The sequence below is a fragment of the Morganella sp. HMSC11D09 genome, assembly GCF_001807955.1.
GTDB classification, from domain to species: domain Bacteria; phylum Pseudomonadota; class Gammaproteobacteria; order Enterobacterales; family Enterobacteriaceae; genus Morganella; species Morganella morganii.
On record NZ_KV791701.1, the window covers coordinates 1 to 16,650 of the forward strand.

Consider the following 16,650-nt stretch of genomic DNA (forward strand, 5'->3'; position numbering starts at 1 on the left):
TCTCGGTCTGGAGACCTGCCGGGATGTGCAGAATTATGATCAGATATCGCTGCTGAAACAGTTCGGAAAGTTCGGGCAGATCATCTGGCAGCGCAGTCACGGTAGCGATGAGCGGCCGGTTTGTCCGGACAGGGAACGGAAATCTGTCGGTGTCGAGCGGACACTGGCGGAAGATATTGCCTCGTGGGATGAGTGTCAGACGATTATTGATGAGCTGTTTCCGGAGCTGGAGCGTCGTCTGACAAAGGTGTCACCGGATCTGCGGATCGCTCGTCAAGGCATTAAACTGAAGTTTGCGGACTTTCAGCAGACCACACAGGAACATGTCCATCAGGTGCTGGATAAAGCGGATTTGCTGAAAACGGCGGAACTGGCCTGGGAGAGCCGCCGGGAAGGGCGCGGCGTACGGCTGGTGGGGCTGCATGTAACACTGCGGGATCCGCAGCTTGAGCGGCAGTTGCTGCTCGGGTTCTGAATCACATATAAAAACGGCGGGATAATTATCCCGCCGCTGAGCTGAATAAGGCGATTACGCTTTTTCAGGGATCGCTTTTAAGATAGCGGTCAGTAACTGCCAGTACTGCCCGACACTCTTGATATGTACTTGTTCATCAGGGGAGTGCGCTCCGGTGATGGTCGGCCCGATGGAGACCATGTCCATGTCCGGATACGGTTTTTTGAATAAACCGCACTCAAGACCGGCGTGGATCACCATGATGTTCGGGGTTTTGTCAAACAGCTGCTGATAGGTTTCGCTGACCAGATGCATGACCGGAGAGTCTGCATCCGGCTGCCAGCCCGGATAGCCGCCTTCGGCAACAATATCCGCACCGGACAGTGCCGCCAGCGAGGTCAGCATGCTGACCACAGAAGATTTGCCGGATTCAATCAGGGAACGTACCAGACAGATAATCTGCACACGGTCGTCACTCATTTTCACCACACCCACGTTCAGTGAGGTTTCGACCACGCCCGGAACCACGTCACTCATGCGGATCACGCCGTTCGGCATCACATTGAGCATATTGATAAAGCGGGACTGCACATCAGCGGTCAGAGTGCCCTGAGCAGCGGTTGCAGCTTCCAGGGTGACAACCAGGTTTTTCTCTTTCTGCGCGAGCTCTTCTCTGAGCAGCGCTTCAAAGGTCTGTGCCAGCGATTTCAGCTGTGCGGCTTTATCTGCCGGTACTGCCAGAGTGATGTGGCCTTCGCGCGGAATCGCGTTGCGCAGTGTGCCGCCCTGAAAATCAACCAGACGCGCGCCGAGTTCTGTGGCGTGACCGGCCAGGAAACGGGCCAGTAATTTGTTGGCATTGCCGAGGCCCAGATGAATATCGCCGCCGGAGTGGCCGCCTTTGAGACCTTTGAGGGTCAGGGTGAAGGTGCTGTAACCGGCCGGAACGGCTTCACGGCTCAGCGCAAGTGTTGTGGTGACGTCAATACCGCCTGCACAACCCATGTAAATTTCACCTTCTTCTTCGGAGTCGGTATTGATCAGGATATCAGCCTGTAACCAGCCCGGCTGCAGACCGAATGCGCCGTCCATCCCGGCTTCTTCTGTCATGGTCAGCAGAACTTCCAGCGGCCCGTGTTTGACTGAATCGTCAGCCAGTACTGCCAGCGCGGAGGCCATACCGATGCCGTTATCCGCACCTAATGTGGTGCCTTTCGCGGTTACCCAGTCGCCGTCGATGTACGGCTGAATCGGATCTTTTTCGAAATCGTGTGCTGTATCATTATTTTTCTGCGGCACCATATCCAGGTGCGCCTGCAGAACGACCGCTTTGCGGTTTTCCAGGCCTTTGCTGGCCGGTTTGCGGATCAGGATATTACCGACGCTGTCGCGTTCAACGTGGAATTCCTTTTCTTTTGCCCATTCAATAATATGTGCAGCCAGTTGCTCTTCGTGGTAGGACGGATGAGGAATAGAGCAGATTTTGGCAAAAATATCCCACAGCGGCTGCGGAAATAATTGTGATAGTTCAGACACGTTCGATCTCCTGTTACTGCATTTTTCATTATTAGGGGGAGGATACCCGAAGGCGGCCGGTAACGCTGTTTAAAATGAGCGGTCGCGAATATCCGATGTCCGGAGAATAGCAAATTCTTACGCAAAGTGCGTGTGTCATAACAGGGAATTATGATGAATTTGTCAGATACTCTGGTCTTTGGCGGCTCAAGTCACTATAATCTCGCGCAACCTTTTTTCCGCAAAAAAGACTCTTTTCTGTAAATCATCAAGCCGGGATCAATCTGATATGAGCGAAAAATACGTCGTAACGTGGGATATGTTGCAAATGCATGCCCGTAAACTGGCACAGCGTTTAATGCCAACCGAACAATGGAAAGGCATCATCGCCGTAAGCCGCGGTGGTCTGGTGCCGGGTGCCTTACTCGCTCGTGAACTGGGTATCCGTCATGTGGATACTGTCTGCATTTCCAGCTATGATCATGACCATCAGCGCGATATGAAAGTCCTGAAAAAAGCCGAAGGTGACGGCGAAGGATTTATCATTGTTGATGATCTGGTGGACACCGGCGGTACTGCTCAGATGATCCGCGATATGTATCCGAAAGCGCATTTCGTCACTATTTTTGCCAAACCGGCCGGACGTCCGCTGGTTGACGATTATGTGGTTGATATCCCGCAGGATACCTGGATCGAACAGCCGTGGGATATGACCGTCAGTTTTGTTAAACCAATCTGCGATCAGTAAGCGAATGCCATGACACAACAGAACCTGTCAGAGAAACTGTTTAAGCCGAAAATCAAGCACCCTGAGACATCCGCACTGGTGAACTTTACCCGTTCCGGGATGAAGGAAGTCAGGGGCAGCGTCCTGAGCGGATGTACACATCCGGGCTGGTATCGCATGATTAACCGCTTAATGTGGGCCTGGCGGGGGATCCCGCCGCTGGAAACCGAAGAAGTTCTCAGCCGGATAGCGGCATCTGATGCCCCCCGCAGTGATGATGCACTGCTGGATACGGTGATCGGCTACCGCCGCGGTAACTGGGCTTATGAATGGTCTCAGCAGGCGATGTTGTGGCAGCGCAAAGCGCTGGAATTTGAATCCGGCGAAAAAGCCTGTGAAGCCTGGCTGCTTGCCGCAAATCTGTACAGTATTGCGGGATATCCCCATTTAAAAGGGGATGAGCTGGCGGATCAGGCTACCGTTCTGGCAAATCAGGCGTATGAAAACTCCGCCCGGTTTGCCGCATATGAACTGAAAAAAATTGAATTCAAAATGGAGAGCGGCGGAAATATCTGCGCTTTCCTGCACCTCCCGCCGGGGAAAGGCAGTGCGTTTCCGGTGGTGATGATGTGCGGCAGTCTGGATAATCTGCAAAGTGATTACTGCCGCTACTTCCGTGACTATCTGGCACCGCAGGGCATTGCACTGCTGACGCTGGATATGCCGTCAATCGGTTACTCTTCAAAACAGACTTTAGGCCAGGAAAGCAGCCTGATGCACCAGCAGGTACTGGATCAGCTGCGCAATGTGCCGTGGATTGACCACACCCGTGTGGCGGTGATGGGGCTGCGTTTTGGTGCCAATGTGGCGATGCGTATGGCATACCTGTCCGCACATCAGTTGCGCGGGGCCGTGCTGTTCGGGCCGGTGGTGCATGATCTGTTTGTCAGCCCGGAGCGGCAGGATAAAATTCCCGGCATGTATATGGATGTGCTGGCCAGCCGTGCGGCGGCGCGCTGTACTGACCTTGATACTGTCCGCACCCGGCTCGGTTGCTTATCTCTGAAAAATCAGGGACTGCTCGGCCGCCGCTGTTCACTGCCGGTGCTGAGCATGTGCTGGAAAGAGGATGTGTTCAGCCCGAAAAGTGAATCGGAGCTGATTGTCCGCTCCAGCGCTGACGGTAAGCTGGTGGAATTCGGCCATACGCCGGTTTTTGACACTTTCCACAAATCGCTGGATGAGGCCACCCGCTGGCTCACCAGAATTTTATCCTGAACAGCATAATAATCATTGATAATTCCTGTCTGTTTGCTACAACTAAGCCTTCGCTGAAAGGAGGCTTAATGATGGCACTGGTTTCAGATTACACACGTGGCAGGTTGCTGCGATGTTTCACTGCATTGGGTCCGTATATCCGTGAGCTGCAGTGTCAGGAGGGTCACTATTTTTTTGACTGCCTGGCGGTGTGTGTGAATGCGGGGGTCGCGCCGGAAAAACGTGAGTTTTTTGGCTGGTGGCTGACACTGATCCCGCAGGAAACCGGGTTTGTCTCAGAATACCATACCGGGGTATTTGATAAAAAAGGGCTCTGGCAGGAAAAATCCCTGTCTGACAAAGAGATCCGTGATGCGGTCAGCAAAACCCTGACTGATTTTTATCCCCGCTTACAGGCCGTTCTTCAGGAACTGGATCTGTCCCTGACCCCGTCACCGGTATCACCGCCCCCCGGAAAGCAGCCGGATTAATGTCCGGTTTTGCGTTGTGCCTGTTGGCATGGCGCGCATCACCTGTTAAAACAGGTCATCTTTTCTTATCCCGCAAAATGAATGGTAGAACGCAATGAATAGCAGCCAAACGCTGGTTGTCAAACTGGGCACAAGTGTGCTGACCGGCGGATCACGACATTTAAATCAGGCCAGGATTGTTGAACTGGTCCGGCAGTGTGCGCAGCAGTATGCAAAAGGGCACCGTATTATTATTGTGACTTCCGGGGCGATTGCCGCCGGTCGTGAACACCTCGGTTACCCGGAACTCCCCGCCACCATTGCGTCCAAACAGCTGCTGGCGGCCGTTGGTCAGAGCCGCCTGATCCAGTTATGGGAGCGCCTGTTCTCGATTTACGGTATCCATATCGGCCAGATGCTGCTGACCCGCGCGGATATGGAAGATCGCGAGCGTTTCCTGAATGCCCGTGACACGCTGACCGCACTGCTGGATAACGGCATTGTGCCGGTCATCAATGAAAATGATGCGGTTGCCACAGCAGAAATTAAAGTCGGAGATAACGATAACCTCTCCGCGCTGGCAGCGATCCTCGGCGGGGCGGATAAGCTCCTGCTGCTGACCGATATTGAAGGGCTGTATACTGCCGATCCGCGCAGCAACCCGGACGCCACCCTGATTTCTGAAGTGCATGACATCAGCGATGAACTGCGCAGTGTTGCAGGCGACAGTGTCTCCGGGCTGGGCACCGGCGGAATGGCCACCAAGCTCCAGGCCGCGACGGTCGCAGGACGCGCGGGGATCGATGTCATTATTGCTGCCGGTGATCGCGCCGGGGTGATTTGTGATGTGATTGATGATATTCCGGTCGGCACCCGGTTCTTCGGGAAAAAAGCACCGATGGAAGCGCGTAAGCAGTGGATCTTCGGGGCACCGCCTGCCGGCGAGATCATTGTGGATGACGGTGCGGAGAAAGCGCTGAAAGATAAGGGCAGTTCCCTGTTGCCGAGCGGGATCCGTACTGTGAACGGCAATTTCTCCCGTGGTGAGGTTGTCCGCATCCGCGCGCTGAACGGGCGGGATCTGGCACACGGTGTCTGCCGGTATAACAGCGATGCACTGCGCCTGATTGCCGGACGGCAGTCACAGGAAATCAGCACGATTTTAGGTTATGAATACGGCGCAGTGGCTGTTCACCGCGACGATATGATTGTCAGTTAAGGATATCAGCATATGTTAGAACAAATGGGTAAAGCGGCCAAAGCCGCCTCCTGGGCACTGGCTCAGCTTTCCGGAAAACAGAAAAATCAGGCTCTGACCCGCATCGCCGATCTGCTGGAACAGAACAGTGCGCCGATCCTTGCTGCCAATGAACTTGATATTGCCAAAGCCCGTGAGCAGGGCACCTCAGAGGCGATGCTTGATCGCCTGCTGCTGACGCAGGCACGCCTGGAAAGTATTGCTGCGGACGTGCGTAAGGTCTGTCAGCTGGCGGATCCTGTCGGGGAAGTGATCGACGGCGGTGTGCTGGAAAGTGGTCTGCGCCTTGAGCGCCGCCGTGTGCCGCTCGGTGTGGTCGGTGTGATTTATGAAGCACGCCCGAATGTGACGGTGGATGTTGCCTCGCTGTGCCTGAAAACCGGTAATGCGGTGATCCTGCGCGGCGGCAAAGAGACACACAATACCAATGTGGCGATGGTCCGTGTTATTCAGCAGGCGCTCAGCGAGTGCGGTCTGCCGCAGGCGGCTATCCAGGCGATTGATAACCCGGATCGTGCGCTGGTCAATGAGTTGCTGAAGATGGATCGCTATGTGGATATTCTTATTCCGCGCGGCGGTGCCGGTCTGCATCGTCTGTGTCGTGAGCAGTCCACGATCCCGGTGATCACCGGCGGTATCGGCGTGTGTCATATTTTTATCGATGAGACGGCGGATCTGCATAAAGCGCTGCCGGTCATCCGCAATGCCAAAGTGCAGCGTCCGAGTGTCTGTAATGCGGTGGAAACGCTGCTGGTGCATGAAAAAGTGGCTGCGGAATTTCTGCCGCTGCTGAGTGATCACATGGCGGCGGATAATGTTACCCTGCATGCGGATCCTGCCGCGCTGGCGCTGCTGAAAAACGGCCCGGCGAAGACGGAAGCCGTAACAGAAGCACAGCTGTCAGATGAATGGCTGTCACTTGATCTGAATGTGGTGATTGTGAAGGACATTGACGGGGCGATTGAGCATATCCGTCATTACGGCACTCAGCACTCGGAATCGATTCTGACACAATCCATGTCTCAGGCTGATTATTTCGTCTCAAATATTGATTCATCAGCAGTTTATGTTAACGCCAGCACCCGTTTCACTGACGGCGGTCAGTTCGGACTGGGCGCGGAAGTCGCGGTCAGCACCCAGAAACTGCATGCCCGCGGCCCGATGGGGCTGGCGGCACTGACCACCTATAAGTGGATCGGGGTCGGTGACCACACGATCCGTTCATAAACAGGCCGTTATGCATCCGCAGGACGTTTTTTGTCAGATGACAGCCACGTTCTGCGGATCGCGCTTTAGCTTTTTATCTGAGTACGCTATGATAGGCCATCTTAATTTACACTTATGTAAAATATTATGAACACCTGCGGAGAAAGCGGATAGTATGAATCATCAGGATGAGAAACCGATTATTTATCTTATCGGCGCCCGCGGGGCTGGCAAAACCACGGTGGGTAAACCACTGGCACAGGCATTACTGTACGATTTTATTGACACTGATGCCTGTGTGACAGAACAGTGCCGGATGTCTATCTCCCAGCTGGTGGAACAATCGGGCTGGCGCAGTTTCCGCGAGCTGGAAAGTGATGTGCTGCGTCAGGTCAGTAAACCGCACCGTCTGGTCTCCACCGGCGGCGGCATTGTGATGGCACCGGAAAACCGGGCGTTTATGCAATCCTCCGGCAAAGTGGTGTATCTGCGCGCCAGTGCCGAAACCCTGGCGGAACGGTTGTCACACACACCTCAGGCGCATCAGCGTCCGAGCCTGACCGGCAAATGCATTGTGGAGGAGATGGCAGAGGTGCTGAGCAAACGCGAGCCGCTCTATCTGGAATGCGCGGATATCGTGGTGGATGCCACCTGTCCGGTGCCGGAACTAATCAGTCAGATCTGCACCTGCATCCACGCCGCCGTATAGTGCCTGTTGCTGTATTATTGTGAACAGTGACACAAATCGAATAAAGGTAATTCCGTACCGCTCTGTCAGTTGGTTAATCAATCCGCTGTGTTATTATTAAAGCGTCTGCCCGCCGAACTGATTGGCGGAATAATAAATACACAGGGAATTCAGTATGTTGATGAATGTGTTACGTGCACTGCTCCGCGGATTATTCCGCATTCGTGTTACAGGTGACCTGAGTAATCTTAATCAACCGCGAAGTGTAATCACCCCGAACCACGCCTCTTTTATCGATGGTGTTCTGCTGGGATTATTCCTGCCGACCCGGCCGGTGTTCGCGATGTACACCAATTATGCCACGCCATTTTTCATCCGCTGTTTAAAACCCATTGCCGATATTATTCCGGTGGATCCGCGTAATCCGCTGGCATTGCGGCATCTGATCCGCGAAGTGGAAAAAGGGCGTCAGATAGTGATCTTCCCGGAAGGGCGGGTGACGATCACTGATTCTCTGATGAAGATCTACGACGGCGCTGCTTTTATTGCTGCCAAAACCGGCGCGAAAGTGATCCCGGTGCGGATTGACGGCGCGGAACTGACGTATTTCAGCCGGATGCGGAAAGTGATCAAAAGTCACTTTTTCCCGGCCATCACCATTCATGTTCTGCCGCCGGAGACCATTCCGATGCCGGAGGCACCGCGTGCCGCAGAGCGCCGCCGTCTGGCGGGGGAACATCTGCGCGACATTATGATGGATGCACGCATGACGTGCCGCCCGTCACTGACACTGCCGCAGGCGTTTCTCGGCGCGGTAAAACGTTACGGCCGTTTCCAGCGGATCATTGATGACATCAATTTCAGTGAGGACAGTTATCAGGGGCTGCTGAAAAAATCCCTCGGACTAAGCTGTATTATCAGCCACTACACCAAAGAGGGGGAGCGCACCGGTTTCCTGCTGCCGAATGCCACCGTGATGGGAGCGGCGATCCTCGGCGCTTCCATGCGCCGCCGTATTCCGGCACTGCTTAACTACACAGCGGGTGTCGCCGGGCTGCGGAATGCCATGAAGGCGGCGGGGATCACTACCATCATCACCTCGCGCCAGTTTCTGGAAAAAGGCAAAATGACACATTTGCCGGAACAGCTGACAGAAGCCAACTGGGTCTATCTGGAAGAGGCAAAAGCATCTGTTACCCTGAAAGACAAACTGTGGGTGATGCGTCACCTGGTCACGCCGCAGGCGGCACTGCTGCCGCAAAAGCCGGAAGATGATGCGATTATTCTCTTTACCTCCGGCTCGGAAGGGACACCGAAAGGCGTGGTGCACAGCCACGACTCTCTGCTGGCGAACGTTGAGCAGATTAAAACGGTGGCGGATTTCACGCCGAAAGACCGTTTTATGTCCGCACTGCCGCTGTTTCACGCCTTTGGTCTGACTGCCGGGCTTATCACGCCGCTGCTGTGCGGCAGCCGGATTTTCCTCTATCCGAGCCCGCTGCATTACCGCATGGTGCCGGAGCTGACGTACGATCAGAACTGTACCGTTATTTTCGGGACATCCACCTTCCTTGCCAATTATGCCCGTTTTGCTCATCCGTATGATTTTGCCCGTGTCCGCTATGCTGTGGCCGGGGCGGAGAAGCTGGCGGAAGGCACCAAACAGGTCTGGCAGGATAAATTCGGCCTGCGCATCCTGGAAGGTTACGGGGTGACAGAGTGTGCGCCGGTGATCTCCATTAACGTGCCGATGGCCGCCCGTACCGGTACAGTCGGACGGCTGGTGCCGGGAATGGAAGCGCGGCTGCTGCCGGTTGCCGGTATTGAAAACGGCGGGTTGCTGCAGGTGCGCGGCCCGAATGTGATGAAAGGGTATCTGCGGGTGGAAAAACCGGGGCAGATTGAACCGCCGTCAGCGGAGAATATACAGGGCGAGGTTCAGATCGGCTGGTATGACACCGGCGATATCGTCACACAGGATGCAGCCGGGTTTATCACTATCCGCGGACGGGTCAAACGCTTTGCCAAACTGGCCGGTGAGATGATCTCGCTGGAGAGTGTTGAGCAGCTGGCACTGAGTGTTTCGCCGGATAAACTGCATGCCGTGGTGACGAAGCCGGATGCAAAACGCGGCGAAGCACTGGTGATGTTTACCACTGACAGTGAACTGGATCGCACACAACTGCTGACAGAAGCGAAAGCGAAAGGGCTGCCGGAACTGGCGGTTCCGCGTGATATCCGTTATATCAGACAACTGCCGGTACTCGGCAGCGGTAAACCGGATTTTGTCACACTGAAACAACAGGCATTACAGGAGCCGCAGGTATGACAGCATCCGCCCCGTTACTGAACAAAGGCATGAAAGCGGTACTGGTTTCCCAGTTTATTACGGCATTTGCGGATAACGCGATTCTGTTCGCCATCCTTGCACAGCTCAGCGCCCGGCACTATCCCGAATGGAGCCAGCCGATGCTGCAGATGGTCTTTGTGCTGACCTTTATTGTGCTGGCGCCGTTTGTCGGACAGATTGCCGACAGCTTCCCGAAAGGGCGGGTGATGCTGCTGTCGAACGGCTGCAAGCTTTTCGGCGCGGTGGTGATCTGCTTCGGTGCGGATCCGTTCCTGGGATACGGGCTGATCGGGGTCGGGGCGGCGGCCTATTCTCCGGCAAAATACGGGATCCTCGGTGAGCTGACTACCGGAGAACAGCTGGTGAAAGCCAACGGGCTGATTGAAGCCTCAACTATTGTGGCTATTCTGCTGGGGTCGGTAACCGGCGGCTTCCTGTCTGATTACCATATTACAATGGCTCTGATTTTATGTACGGTGATGTACGCACTGGCGGCCGTGACCAATATCTATATTCCGCGTCTGCCGCCTGCGAAAACCGGCCTGAGCCGTAATCCGCGCACGATGGTGGTCACTTTCTTCCGCGCTGTAGTATCACTGTGGAAAAACCAGGAAAGCCGTTTTTCCCTGACCGGTACCAGTCTGTTCTGGGGCGCGGGCGTGACACTGCGGCTGATGCTGGTATTGTGGGTTCCGGCGGCGCTGGGTATTACCGGCCAGACCATGCCGACACTGCTTAACGCCATGGTTGCTATTGGGATTGTGGCGGGGGCGGGGCTGGCTGCCCGCTTTATCACCCTGGAAACCGTGTGCCGCTGTATGCCGGCCGGGATCCTGATCGGGGTGATGGTCATTATTTTCACCTTCCAGACCTCGGTGGTACCGACCAATATCACGCTGATTATGCTCGGTGTGTTCGGCGGCCTGTTTGTGGTGCCGCTCAATGCCCTGCTGCAAAAGCGCGGTAAAGAGACTGTCGGGGCTGGGAACGCTATTGCGGTACAGAATATGGGGGAAAACGGCGCGATGCTGCTGATGCTGGGGCTCTACTCCCTGGCCGTTAAAGCGGGTGTGCCGGTAGTGGTGATCGGTGCGGCGTTCGGCAGCCTGTTTGCCCTCGCCATCGGCGGATTATGGCTCTGGGATATCCGCCGCAAAAAACAGATTTCACAACAGGAGTGACCGATGCATGATGAACAGGCTCTGACCCGGCGCAGTACGGAACTGGGATCTTATCTCCTTGAGGCCGGTCTGAGTGTCACAACGGCAGAATCCTGCACCGGCGGGTGGATTGCCAAGGTGATCACAGATATCGCCGGGAGTTCGGCGTATTTTCAGCGCGGGTTTGTCACCTACAGTAATGATGCCAAACACAGTATGATCGGCGTATCAGAACAGTCACTGTCCGCTTTTGGTGCGGTCAGTGAGGCGGTGGTCCGCGAAATGGCCGCCGGGGCGCTGGACACCGCGGGTGCGGACTTAGCCGTCTCTGTCAGCGGCATTGCCGGGCCGGACGGCGGCAGTGATGAAAAGCCGGTCGGCACAGTCTGGTTCGGCTGGGCATGGCGGGAAGAAACAGGAATAAAAACCGCTGCCCGCAGATGGTGTTTTCCGGGCGATCGCAATGCGGTGCGCTGTCAGGCGGTGCTGAAAGGGCTCGACGGATTAATTGCAATTCTGACGAAAAAATCACTTGATACTGTATGACTATACAGTATAATCAGTTCAACAGATTCAGTTGAAACCATTTTAATAACCCGGGCGGTGTCTCAGGGGTTGAGAAGGGAGTTTACATGGCTATTGATGAGAACAAACAGAAAGCACTGGCAGCAGCCTTAGGTCAGATCGAGAAGCAGTTCGGTAAAGGTTCGATCATGCGTCTGGGTGAAGACCGTTCCATGGATGTGGAAACTATCTCAACCGGCTCTCTGGCACTGGACGTTGCACTGGGTGCAGGTGGTCTGCCGCTGGGACGTATTGTTGAAATCTACGGGCCTGAATCTTCCGGTAAAACCACGCTGACATTACAGGTTATTGCCGCTGCACAGCGTCAGGGCCGTGTGTGTGCGTTTATCGATGCGGAACACGCACTGGATCCGGTCTATGCCAAGAAACTGGGCGTGGATATTGATAACCTGCTGTGCTCCCAGCCGGACACCGGCGAGCAGGCACTGGAAATCTGTGATGCTTTAACCCGCTCCGGTGCTGTTGATGTCATCATTGTTGACTCCGTGGCAGCACTGACACCAAAAGCTGAAATCGAAGGTGAAATTGGTGATTCACACATGGGTCTGGCTGCCCGTATGATGAGCCAGGCGATGCGTAAGCTGGCCGGTAACCTGAAAAACTCCAACACACTGCTGATTTTCATCAACCAGATCCGTATGAAGATTGGTGTGATGTTCGGTAACCCGGAAACCACCACCGGTGGTAACGCACTGAAGTTCTATGCCTCTGTCCGTCTGGATATCCGCCGTATCGGCGCGGTGAAAAACGGTGATGAAGTGGTCGGCAGCGAAACCCGCGTGAAAGTGGTGAAAAACAAAGTGGCTGCACCGTTCAAACAGGCTGAATTCCAGATCATGTACGGCGAAGGTATCAACACCATGGGCGAACTGATCGACCTGGGTGTGAAACATAAACTGGTTGAGAAAGCCGGTGCATGGTACAGCTACAACGGTGAAAAAATCGGTCAGGGTAAGGCAAACGCCACAATTTACCTGAAAGAACATCCGGAAATGGCGGATGAACTGGATAAAAAATTACGTGAGTTATTACTGAATCACAGTGGTGAATTCAGTACCGCAGCAGAAAGCTTCAACGAAGAAAGTGAAACTGAAGATGCGGGCAACGAAGAGTTTTAATTCGTAAAACCACACTGATTTTAAGATTTAAAGTAATAAAATCATTGAGTTATTCTGAAAGCTGTATCCGTGACGGGTACGGCTTTCTTTTTATCTGCGGACAACCACCTGTCTCTGTCCTTCATACCGTGTTCTTTATACAAAAACCCCTCTCCCGGCCGGATGAACGCCGTTTGTACGAACAGACTTTCAGAAAAAGTTTATTCGCTTTACAATGGGTACAGCGAATGGATTTATCTGGGAATTAATGTTCAAGGGAAACCCTTAAATTTCTCTCCGCCTTGATTGATCCGAAGGTTGAATCGGAGCGGCTTCACAGTCTGTTTCGCAATTCATAAATCTTATTATTTCAGCTTGATTTCGGGATAAATATGAGCAAAAGCACCGCTGAGATCCGTCAAGCGTTTCTCGACTTTTTCCATACAAAAGGACATCAGATTGTCCAGAGCAGTTCGCTGGTTCCGAACAACGACCCAACGCTGCTTTTTACTAACGCAGGGATGAACCAATTCAAAGATGTTTTCCTCGGTCTGGATAAGCGTCCTTACACCCGGGCCACCACAGCACAGCGCTGTGTCCGTGCCGGCGGTAAGCACAACGACCTGGAAAACGTCGGCTACACTGCACGTCACCACACTTTCTTCGAAATGCTGGGTAACTTCAGCTTCGGCGATTACTTCAAGCACGATGCCATCAATTTCGCCTGGGAACTGCTGACCGGCAAAGAATGGTTTAACCTGCCGAAAGAAAAGCTGTGGGTTACTGTTTATGCAACGGATGACGAAGCGTACAACATCTGGAAAGATGAAGTCGGTGTTCCGGCTGAGCGCATTATCCGCATCGGTGATAACAAAGGTGCCCAATACGCCTCTGACAACTTCTGGCAGATGGGCGATACCGGCCCTTGCGGTCCGTGTACTGAGATTTTCTTTGATCACGGCGACCACATCTGGGGCGGCCCTCCGGGATCACCGGAAGAAGACGGCGACCGTTACATCGAGATCTGGAACATCGTCTTTATGCAATTCAACCGTCAGTCTGACGGTACATTAGAGCCGCTGCCGAAACCATCCGTTGATACCGGTATGGGTCTGGAGCGTATTACCGCTGTTCTGCAGCATGTAAACTCTAACTATGATATCGACCTGTTCCGCAAACTGATTGCCGATGTGGCGAAAGTGACCGGTGCTGACGATCTGACCAGCAAATCACTGCGCGTGATCGCCGACCATATCCGCTCCTGTGCCTTCCTGATTTGCGACGGCGTTATTCCGTCCAACGAAGGCCGCGGTTATGTGCTGCGCCGTATCATCCGCCGCGCTGTCCGTCATGGCTACATGCTGGGCGCGAAAGACACCTTCTTCTACAAACTGGTTGCGCCGCTGATCGACGTGATGGGCTCTGCCGGTGAAGAACTGGCCCGCCAGCGTGTGATGGTGGAGAAAGTACTGAAGTCAGAAGAAGAGCAGTTTGCCCGTACGCTGGAACGCGGCCTGCAACTGCTGGATGACGAATTAGCCTCACTGACCGGGGATACCCTGAGCGGTGAAGCGGCATTCCGTCTTTACGACACCTATGGTTTCCCGCTGGATCTGACCGCTGACGTCTGCCGTGAGCGCAACCTGAAAGTGGATGAAGCCGGTTTTGAAGCGGCAATGGAAGAACAGCGCCGCCGTGCCCGTGAAAACAGCGGTTTTGGTGCGGACTACAACAGTCTCATCAAAGTGGACAAGCGCAGTGACTTCTCCGGTTATGACCACAATGAACAGGCGGCAACCATTGTTGCACTGTACAAAGAAGGTCAGCCGGTTACTGAGCTGAATGCCGGTGATGAAGGTCTGGTGATCCTGGATAAAACCGCGTTTTATGCGGAATCCGGTGGCCAGGTCGGTGATACCGGTGTGCTGTCGAGCAACGATGCGCAGTTCAGCGTTCTGGACACACAGAAATACGGTCAGGCTATTGGCCATGCCGGTCGTGTGGACAGCGGCAAACTGACGGTGAACCACAAAATCACCGCGAAAATCGACGAAGAGCGCCGTAATGCCATCCGTCTGAACCACTCGGCAACGCACCTGATGCATGCCGCGCTGCGTCAGGTTCTGGGTGAGCATGTGTCACAGAAAGGCTCACTGGTAAACGATAAATACCTGCGTTTTGACTTCTCTCACTTTGAAGCCATGACACCGGCACAAATCCGTGAAGTGGAAGCCTTGGTCAACGCCGAAATCCGTAAAAATGAGCCGGTTGTGACTGAGCTGATGGATCTGGAAGAGGCGAAAGCCAAAGGTGCGATGGCTCTGTTCGGTGAAAAATACGATGAACGTGTCCGTGTACTGAGCATGGGCGACTTCTCAACCGAGCTGTGCGGTGGTACTCACGCGGCACGTACCGGTGATATCGGTCTGTTCCGTATTATCAGTGAATCCGCCACAGCGGCCGGTATCCGCCGTATTGAAGCGGTCACCGGTAGCGGCGCACTGGAAAGCGTGAATCAGCAGTCTGATGCACTCTCTGCGGTGGCTCAGCTGGTGAAAAGTGATGAAGCCGGTGTGAGCGAAAAAGTCAAAGCTGCGCTGGATAAAATCCGCAACCTGGAAAAAGAGTTACAGCAACTCAAAGAACAGCAGGCTGCGCAGGAAAGTTCCTCCATGACCAAAGATACCGTTTCAGTGAACGGTGTTAAACTCCTGGTGAAACAACTGACTAACGCTGAACCTAAAATGTTACGCACGATGGTTGATGATCTAAAAAATCAATTAAGCTCTGGAATTATTGTGCTTTCAACTATCAGTGATGATAAAGTTAGCCTCATTGCAGGTGTAACGAAAGATCTGACCGGCAAAGTCAAAGCCGGCGAACTGGTTGCCTTTATTGCTGAACAAATCGGCGGTAAAGGGGGCGGTCGCCCGGATATGGCCCAAGCCGGCGGGACAGATACCGCTGCTTTACCTGCTGCTATGGCAAGCGTTGAAAGCTGGGTGGCATCTCACCTGTAGTCTGAGTAAATCTGAACAGGAGCACGTTCCGGCGTGCTCCTGATATTGGTGATAAGGTCTTTGTATCACTAACGTTAGGTCGCAATTTTTAACTACACTAAATATTGCAATGTGTCTAAAACTACATATAGTTTACAAATAATCATTGCTATACGCTTTCACGGTGTTGGATGGATAATGGCGGGTAAACTCAGAGGCCCGACTCTTTTAATATTTCAAGGAGCAAAGAATGCTTATTCTGACTCGTCGAGTTGGTGAAACACTCATGATAGGCGATGAGGTAACAGTGACTGTACTGGGTGTTAAAGGAAACCAGGTACGAATTGGTGTCAACGCCCCCAAAGAGGTTTCTGTTCACCGTGAAGAAATTTACCAGCGGATCCAGGCTGAAAAATCTCAACCCAATAACAATAACTATTAAGTTGTGAGGCGCGCTCGTTACCGCGACGGGCGCCTTCTTCTTTTCTTCCTGCCGCTATTATCCCGGCTCCTCACTTTTTTTCCTGCAAAAATCGCCCGTCATTCTGTTACTTTCTCTGCTCACTGCCGGATTTTTTCCTCACCGCCGCGTTATGCTGACGTGGATCCTGTTGCCGTAAAAACACACGTATCGTTGTGAAAATCAACATAGTGCGCGGTAATTGTGCAAACGATCGTGAGATCTTAAAAAGTTGGGAAAAATTGTTTGACTTCTCAGTGGGGGAAAGTAATATGTGCGCCACACGACGACGAGATGACGGAAACGGAAATCATCGTTGTGTGGTCTGGAACAATGGTGAGATGGCCGAGAGGCTGAAGGCGCTCCCCTGCTAAGGGAGTATGCGGTCAAAAGCTGCATCGAGGGTTCGAATCCCTCTCTCACC

The 16,650-nt window shown here is 53.6% G+C and carries 13 protein-coding genes, 1 tRNA gene and 1 pseudogene; 14 read left to right on the forward strand and 1 reads right to left on the reverse strand.

The annotated features are described in order from the left end of the window. Positions 1-475: pseudogene (locus HMPREF3119_RS14115) on the forward strand (DNA polymerase IV); the annotation flags it as partial. Between the two features lie 54 nt (positions 476-529). Here the strand turns inward: HMPREF3119_RS14115 and pepD are convergent. After that, a complete protein-coding gene (gene pepD, locus HMPREF3119_RS14120) occupies positions 530-1,990 on the reverse strand; it encodes a beta-Ala-His dipeptidase (RefSeq protein ID WP_070580073.1) in 1,461 nt (486 codons plus the stop codon). Positions 1,991-2,258: 268 nt separating this feature from the next. On the opposite strand from pepD, the gene gpt reads away from it, so the two are divergent. The 13 genes from gpt (at position 2,259) to HMPREF3119_RS14185 (ending at position 16,650) form a co-directional block, all read left to right on the forward strand. After that, positions 2,259-2,717, forward strand: coding sequence for a xanthine phosphoribosyltransferase (gpt, locus tag HMPREF3119_RS14125; protein WP_015422528.1), 459 nt, complete (start codon positions 2,259-2,261; stop codon positions 2,715-2,717). Positions 2,718-2,726: 9 nt separating this feature from the next. Further along, positions 2,727-3,974 (forward strand): esterase FrsA, encoded by a 1,248-nt coding sequence (gene frsA / locus HMPREF3119_RS14130; RefSeq protein ID WP_004237861.1) that lies wholly within the window; start codon positions 2,727-2,729, stop codon positions 3,972-3,974. A 68-nt stretch (positions 3,975-4,042) separates the two neighbouring features. Next, positions 4,043-4,444 carry a sigma factor-binding protein Crl gene (gene crl / locus HMPREF3119_RS14135; RefSeq protein WP_083297282.1) on the forward strand — a complete coding sequence of 134 codons (402 nt, stop codon included), beginning with the start codon at positions 4,043-4,045 and terminating at the stop codon, positions 4,442-4,444. A 94-nt stretch (positions 4,445-4,538) separates the two neighbouring features. Further along, the gene (gene proB, locus HMPREF3119_RS14140) at positions 4,539-5,642 is read left to right on the forward strand and encodes a glutamate 5-kinase (RefSeq protein WP_004237863.1); all 1,104 of its coding nucleotides are present in this window, start codon (positions 4,539-4,541) and stop codon (positions 5,640-5,642) included. A gap of 12 nt (positions 5,643-5,654) precedes the next feature. Continuing rightward, the gene (gene proA, locus HMPREF3119_RS14145; protein WP_070580075.1) at positions 5,655-6,908 is read left to right on the forward strand and encodes a glutamate-5-semialdehyde dehydrogenase; all 1,254 of its coding nucleotides are present in this window, start codon (positions 5,655-5,657) and stop codon (positions 6,906-6,908) included. Between the two features lie 154 nt (positions 6,909-7,062). Continuing rightward, positions 7,063-7,596 carry a shikimate kinase AroL gene (gene aroL / locus HMPREF3119_RS14150; RefSeq protein ID WP_004237865.1) on the forward strand — a complete coding sequence of 178 codons (534 nt, stop codon included), beginning with the start codon at positions 7,063-7,065 and terminating at the stop codon, positions 7,594-7,596. A 154-nt stretch (positions 7,597-7,750) separates the two neighbouring features. Beyond that, positions 7,751-9,904 carry a bifunctional acyl-ACP--phospholipid O-acyltransferase/long-chain-fatty-acid--ACP ligase gene (gene aas / locus HMPREF3119_RS14155; protein ID WP_036426155.1) on the forward strand — a complete coding sequence of 718 codons (2,154 nt, stop codon included), beginning with the start codon at positions 7,751-7,753 and terminating at the stop codon, positions 9,902-9,904. Beyond that, on the forward strand, positions 9,901-11,106 hold the full coding sequence (lplT, locus tag HMPREF3119_RS14160) for a lysophospholipid transporter LplT (protein ID WP_062773137.1): 1,206 nt from the start codon (positions 9,901-9,903) through the stop codon (positions 11,104-11,106). The genes aas and lplT overlap by 4 nt, the downstream gene beginning before the upstream one ends. A gap of 3 nt (positions 11,107-11,109) precedes the next feature. After that, positions 11,110-11,631: a nicotinamide-nucleotide amidase gene (gene pncC, locus HMPREF3119_RS14165; protein WP_032097893.1), complete on the forward strand. Its 522-nt coding sequence runs from the start codon at positions 11,110-11,112 to the stop codon at positions 11,629-11,631. A gap of 86 nt (positions 11,632-11,717) precedes the next feature. Further along, positions 11,718-12,788, forward strand: a complete 1,071-nt coding sequence (recA, locus tag HMPREF3119_RS14170; RefSeq protein WP_004237869.1) for a recombinase RecA — start codon at positions 11,718-11,720, stop codon at positions 12,786-12,788. Positions 12,789-13,159: 371 nt separating this feature from the next. Beyond that, the gene (gene alaS / locus HMPREF3119_RS14175) at positions 13,160-15,787 is read left to right on the forward strand and encodes an alanine--tRNA ligase (RefSeq protein WP_070580078.1); all 2,628 of its coding nucleotides are present in this window, start codon (positions 13,160-13,162) and stop codon (positions 15,785-15,787) included. 229 nt (positions 15,788-16,016) lie between these two features. Then, positions 16,017-16,208 (forward strand): carbon storage regulator CsrA, encoded by a 192-nt coding sequence (gene csrA, locus HMPREF3119_RS14180; protein ID WP_004237871.1) that lies wholly within the window; start codon positions 16,017-16,019, stop codon positions 16,206-16,208. Positions 16,209-16,561: 353 nt separating this feature from the next. After that, positions 16,562-16,650 (forward strand) — tRNA-Ser (locus tag HMPREF3119_RS14185).

Excerpts from the sequence above, each read along its gene's own strand:
- proA (WP_070580075.1), top strand. The coding sequence starts at position 5,655 with ATGTTAGAACAAATGGGTAAAGCGGCCAAAGCCGCCTCCTGGGCACTG.
- recA (WP_004237869.1), top strand. The coding sequence starts at position 11,718 with ATGGCTATTGATGAGAACAAACAGAAAGCACTGGCAGCAGCCTTAGGT.
- crl (WP_083297282.1), top strand. The coding sequence starts at position 4,043 with ATGATGGCACTGGTTTCAGATTACACACGTGGCAGGTTGCTGCGATGT.
- proB (WP_004237863.1), top strand. The coding sequence starts at position 4,539 with ATGAATAGCAGCCAAACGCTGGTTGTCAAACTGGGCACAAGTGTGCTG.
- aas (WP_036426155.1), top strand. The coding sequence starts at position 7,751 with ATGTTGATGAATGTGTTACGTGCACTGCTCCGCGGATTATTCCGCATT.
- csrA (WP_004237871.1), top strand. The coding sequence starts at position 16,017 with ATGCTTATTCTGACTCGTCGAGTTGGTGAAACACTCATGATAGGCGAT.
- frsA (WP_004237861.1), top strand. The coding sequence starts at position 2,727 with ATGACACAACAGAACCTGTCAGAGAAACTGTTTAAGCCGAAAATCAAG.
- gpt (WP_015422528.1), top strand. The coding sequence starts at position 2,259 with ATGAGCGAAAAATACGTCGTAACGTGGGATATGTTGCAAATGCATGCC.
- lplT (WP_062773137.1), top strand. The coding sequence starts at position 9,901 with ATGACAGCATCCGCCCCGTTACTGAACAAAGGCATGAAAGCGGTACTG.
- alaS (WP_070580078.1), top strand. The coding sequence starts at position 13,160 with ATGAGCAAAAGCACCGCTGAGATCCGTCAAGCGTTTCTCGACTTTTTC.
- aroL (WP_004237865.1), top strand. The coding sequence starts at position 7,063 with ATGAATCATCAGGATGAGAAACCGATTATTTATCTTATCGGCGCCCGC.
- pncC (WP_032097893.1), top strand. The coding sequence starts at position 11,110 with ATGCATGATGAACAGGCTCTGACCCGGCGCAGTACGGAACTGGGATCT.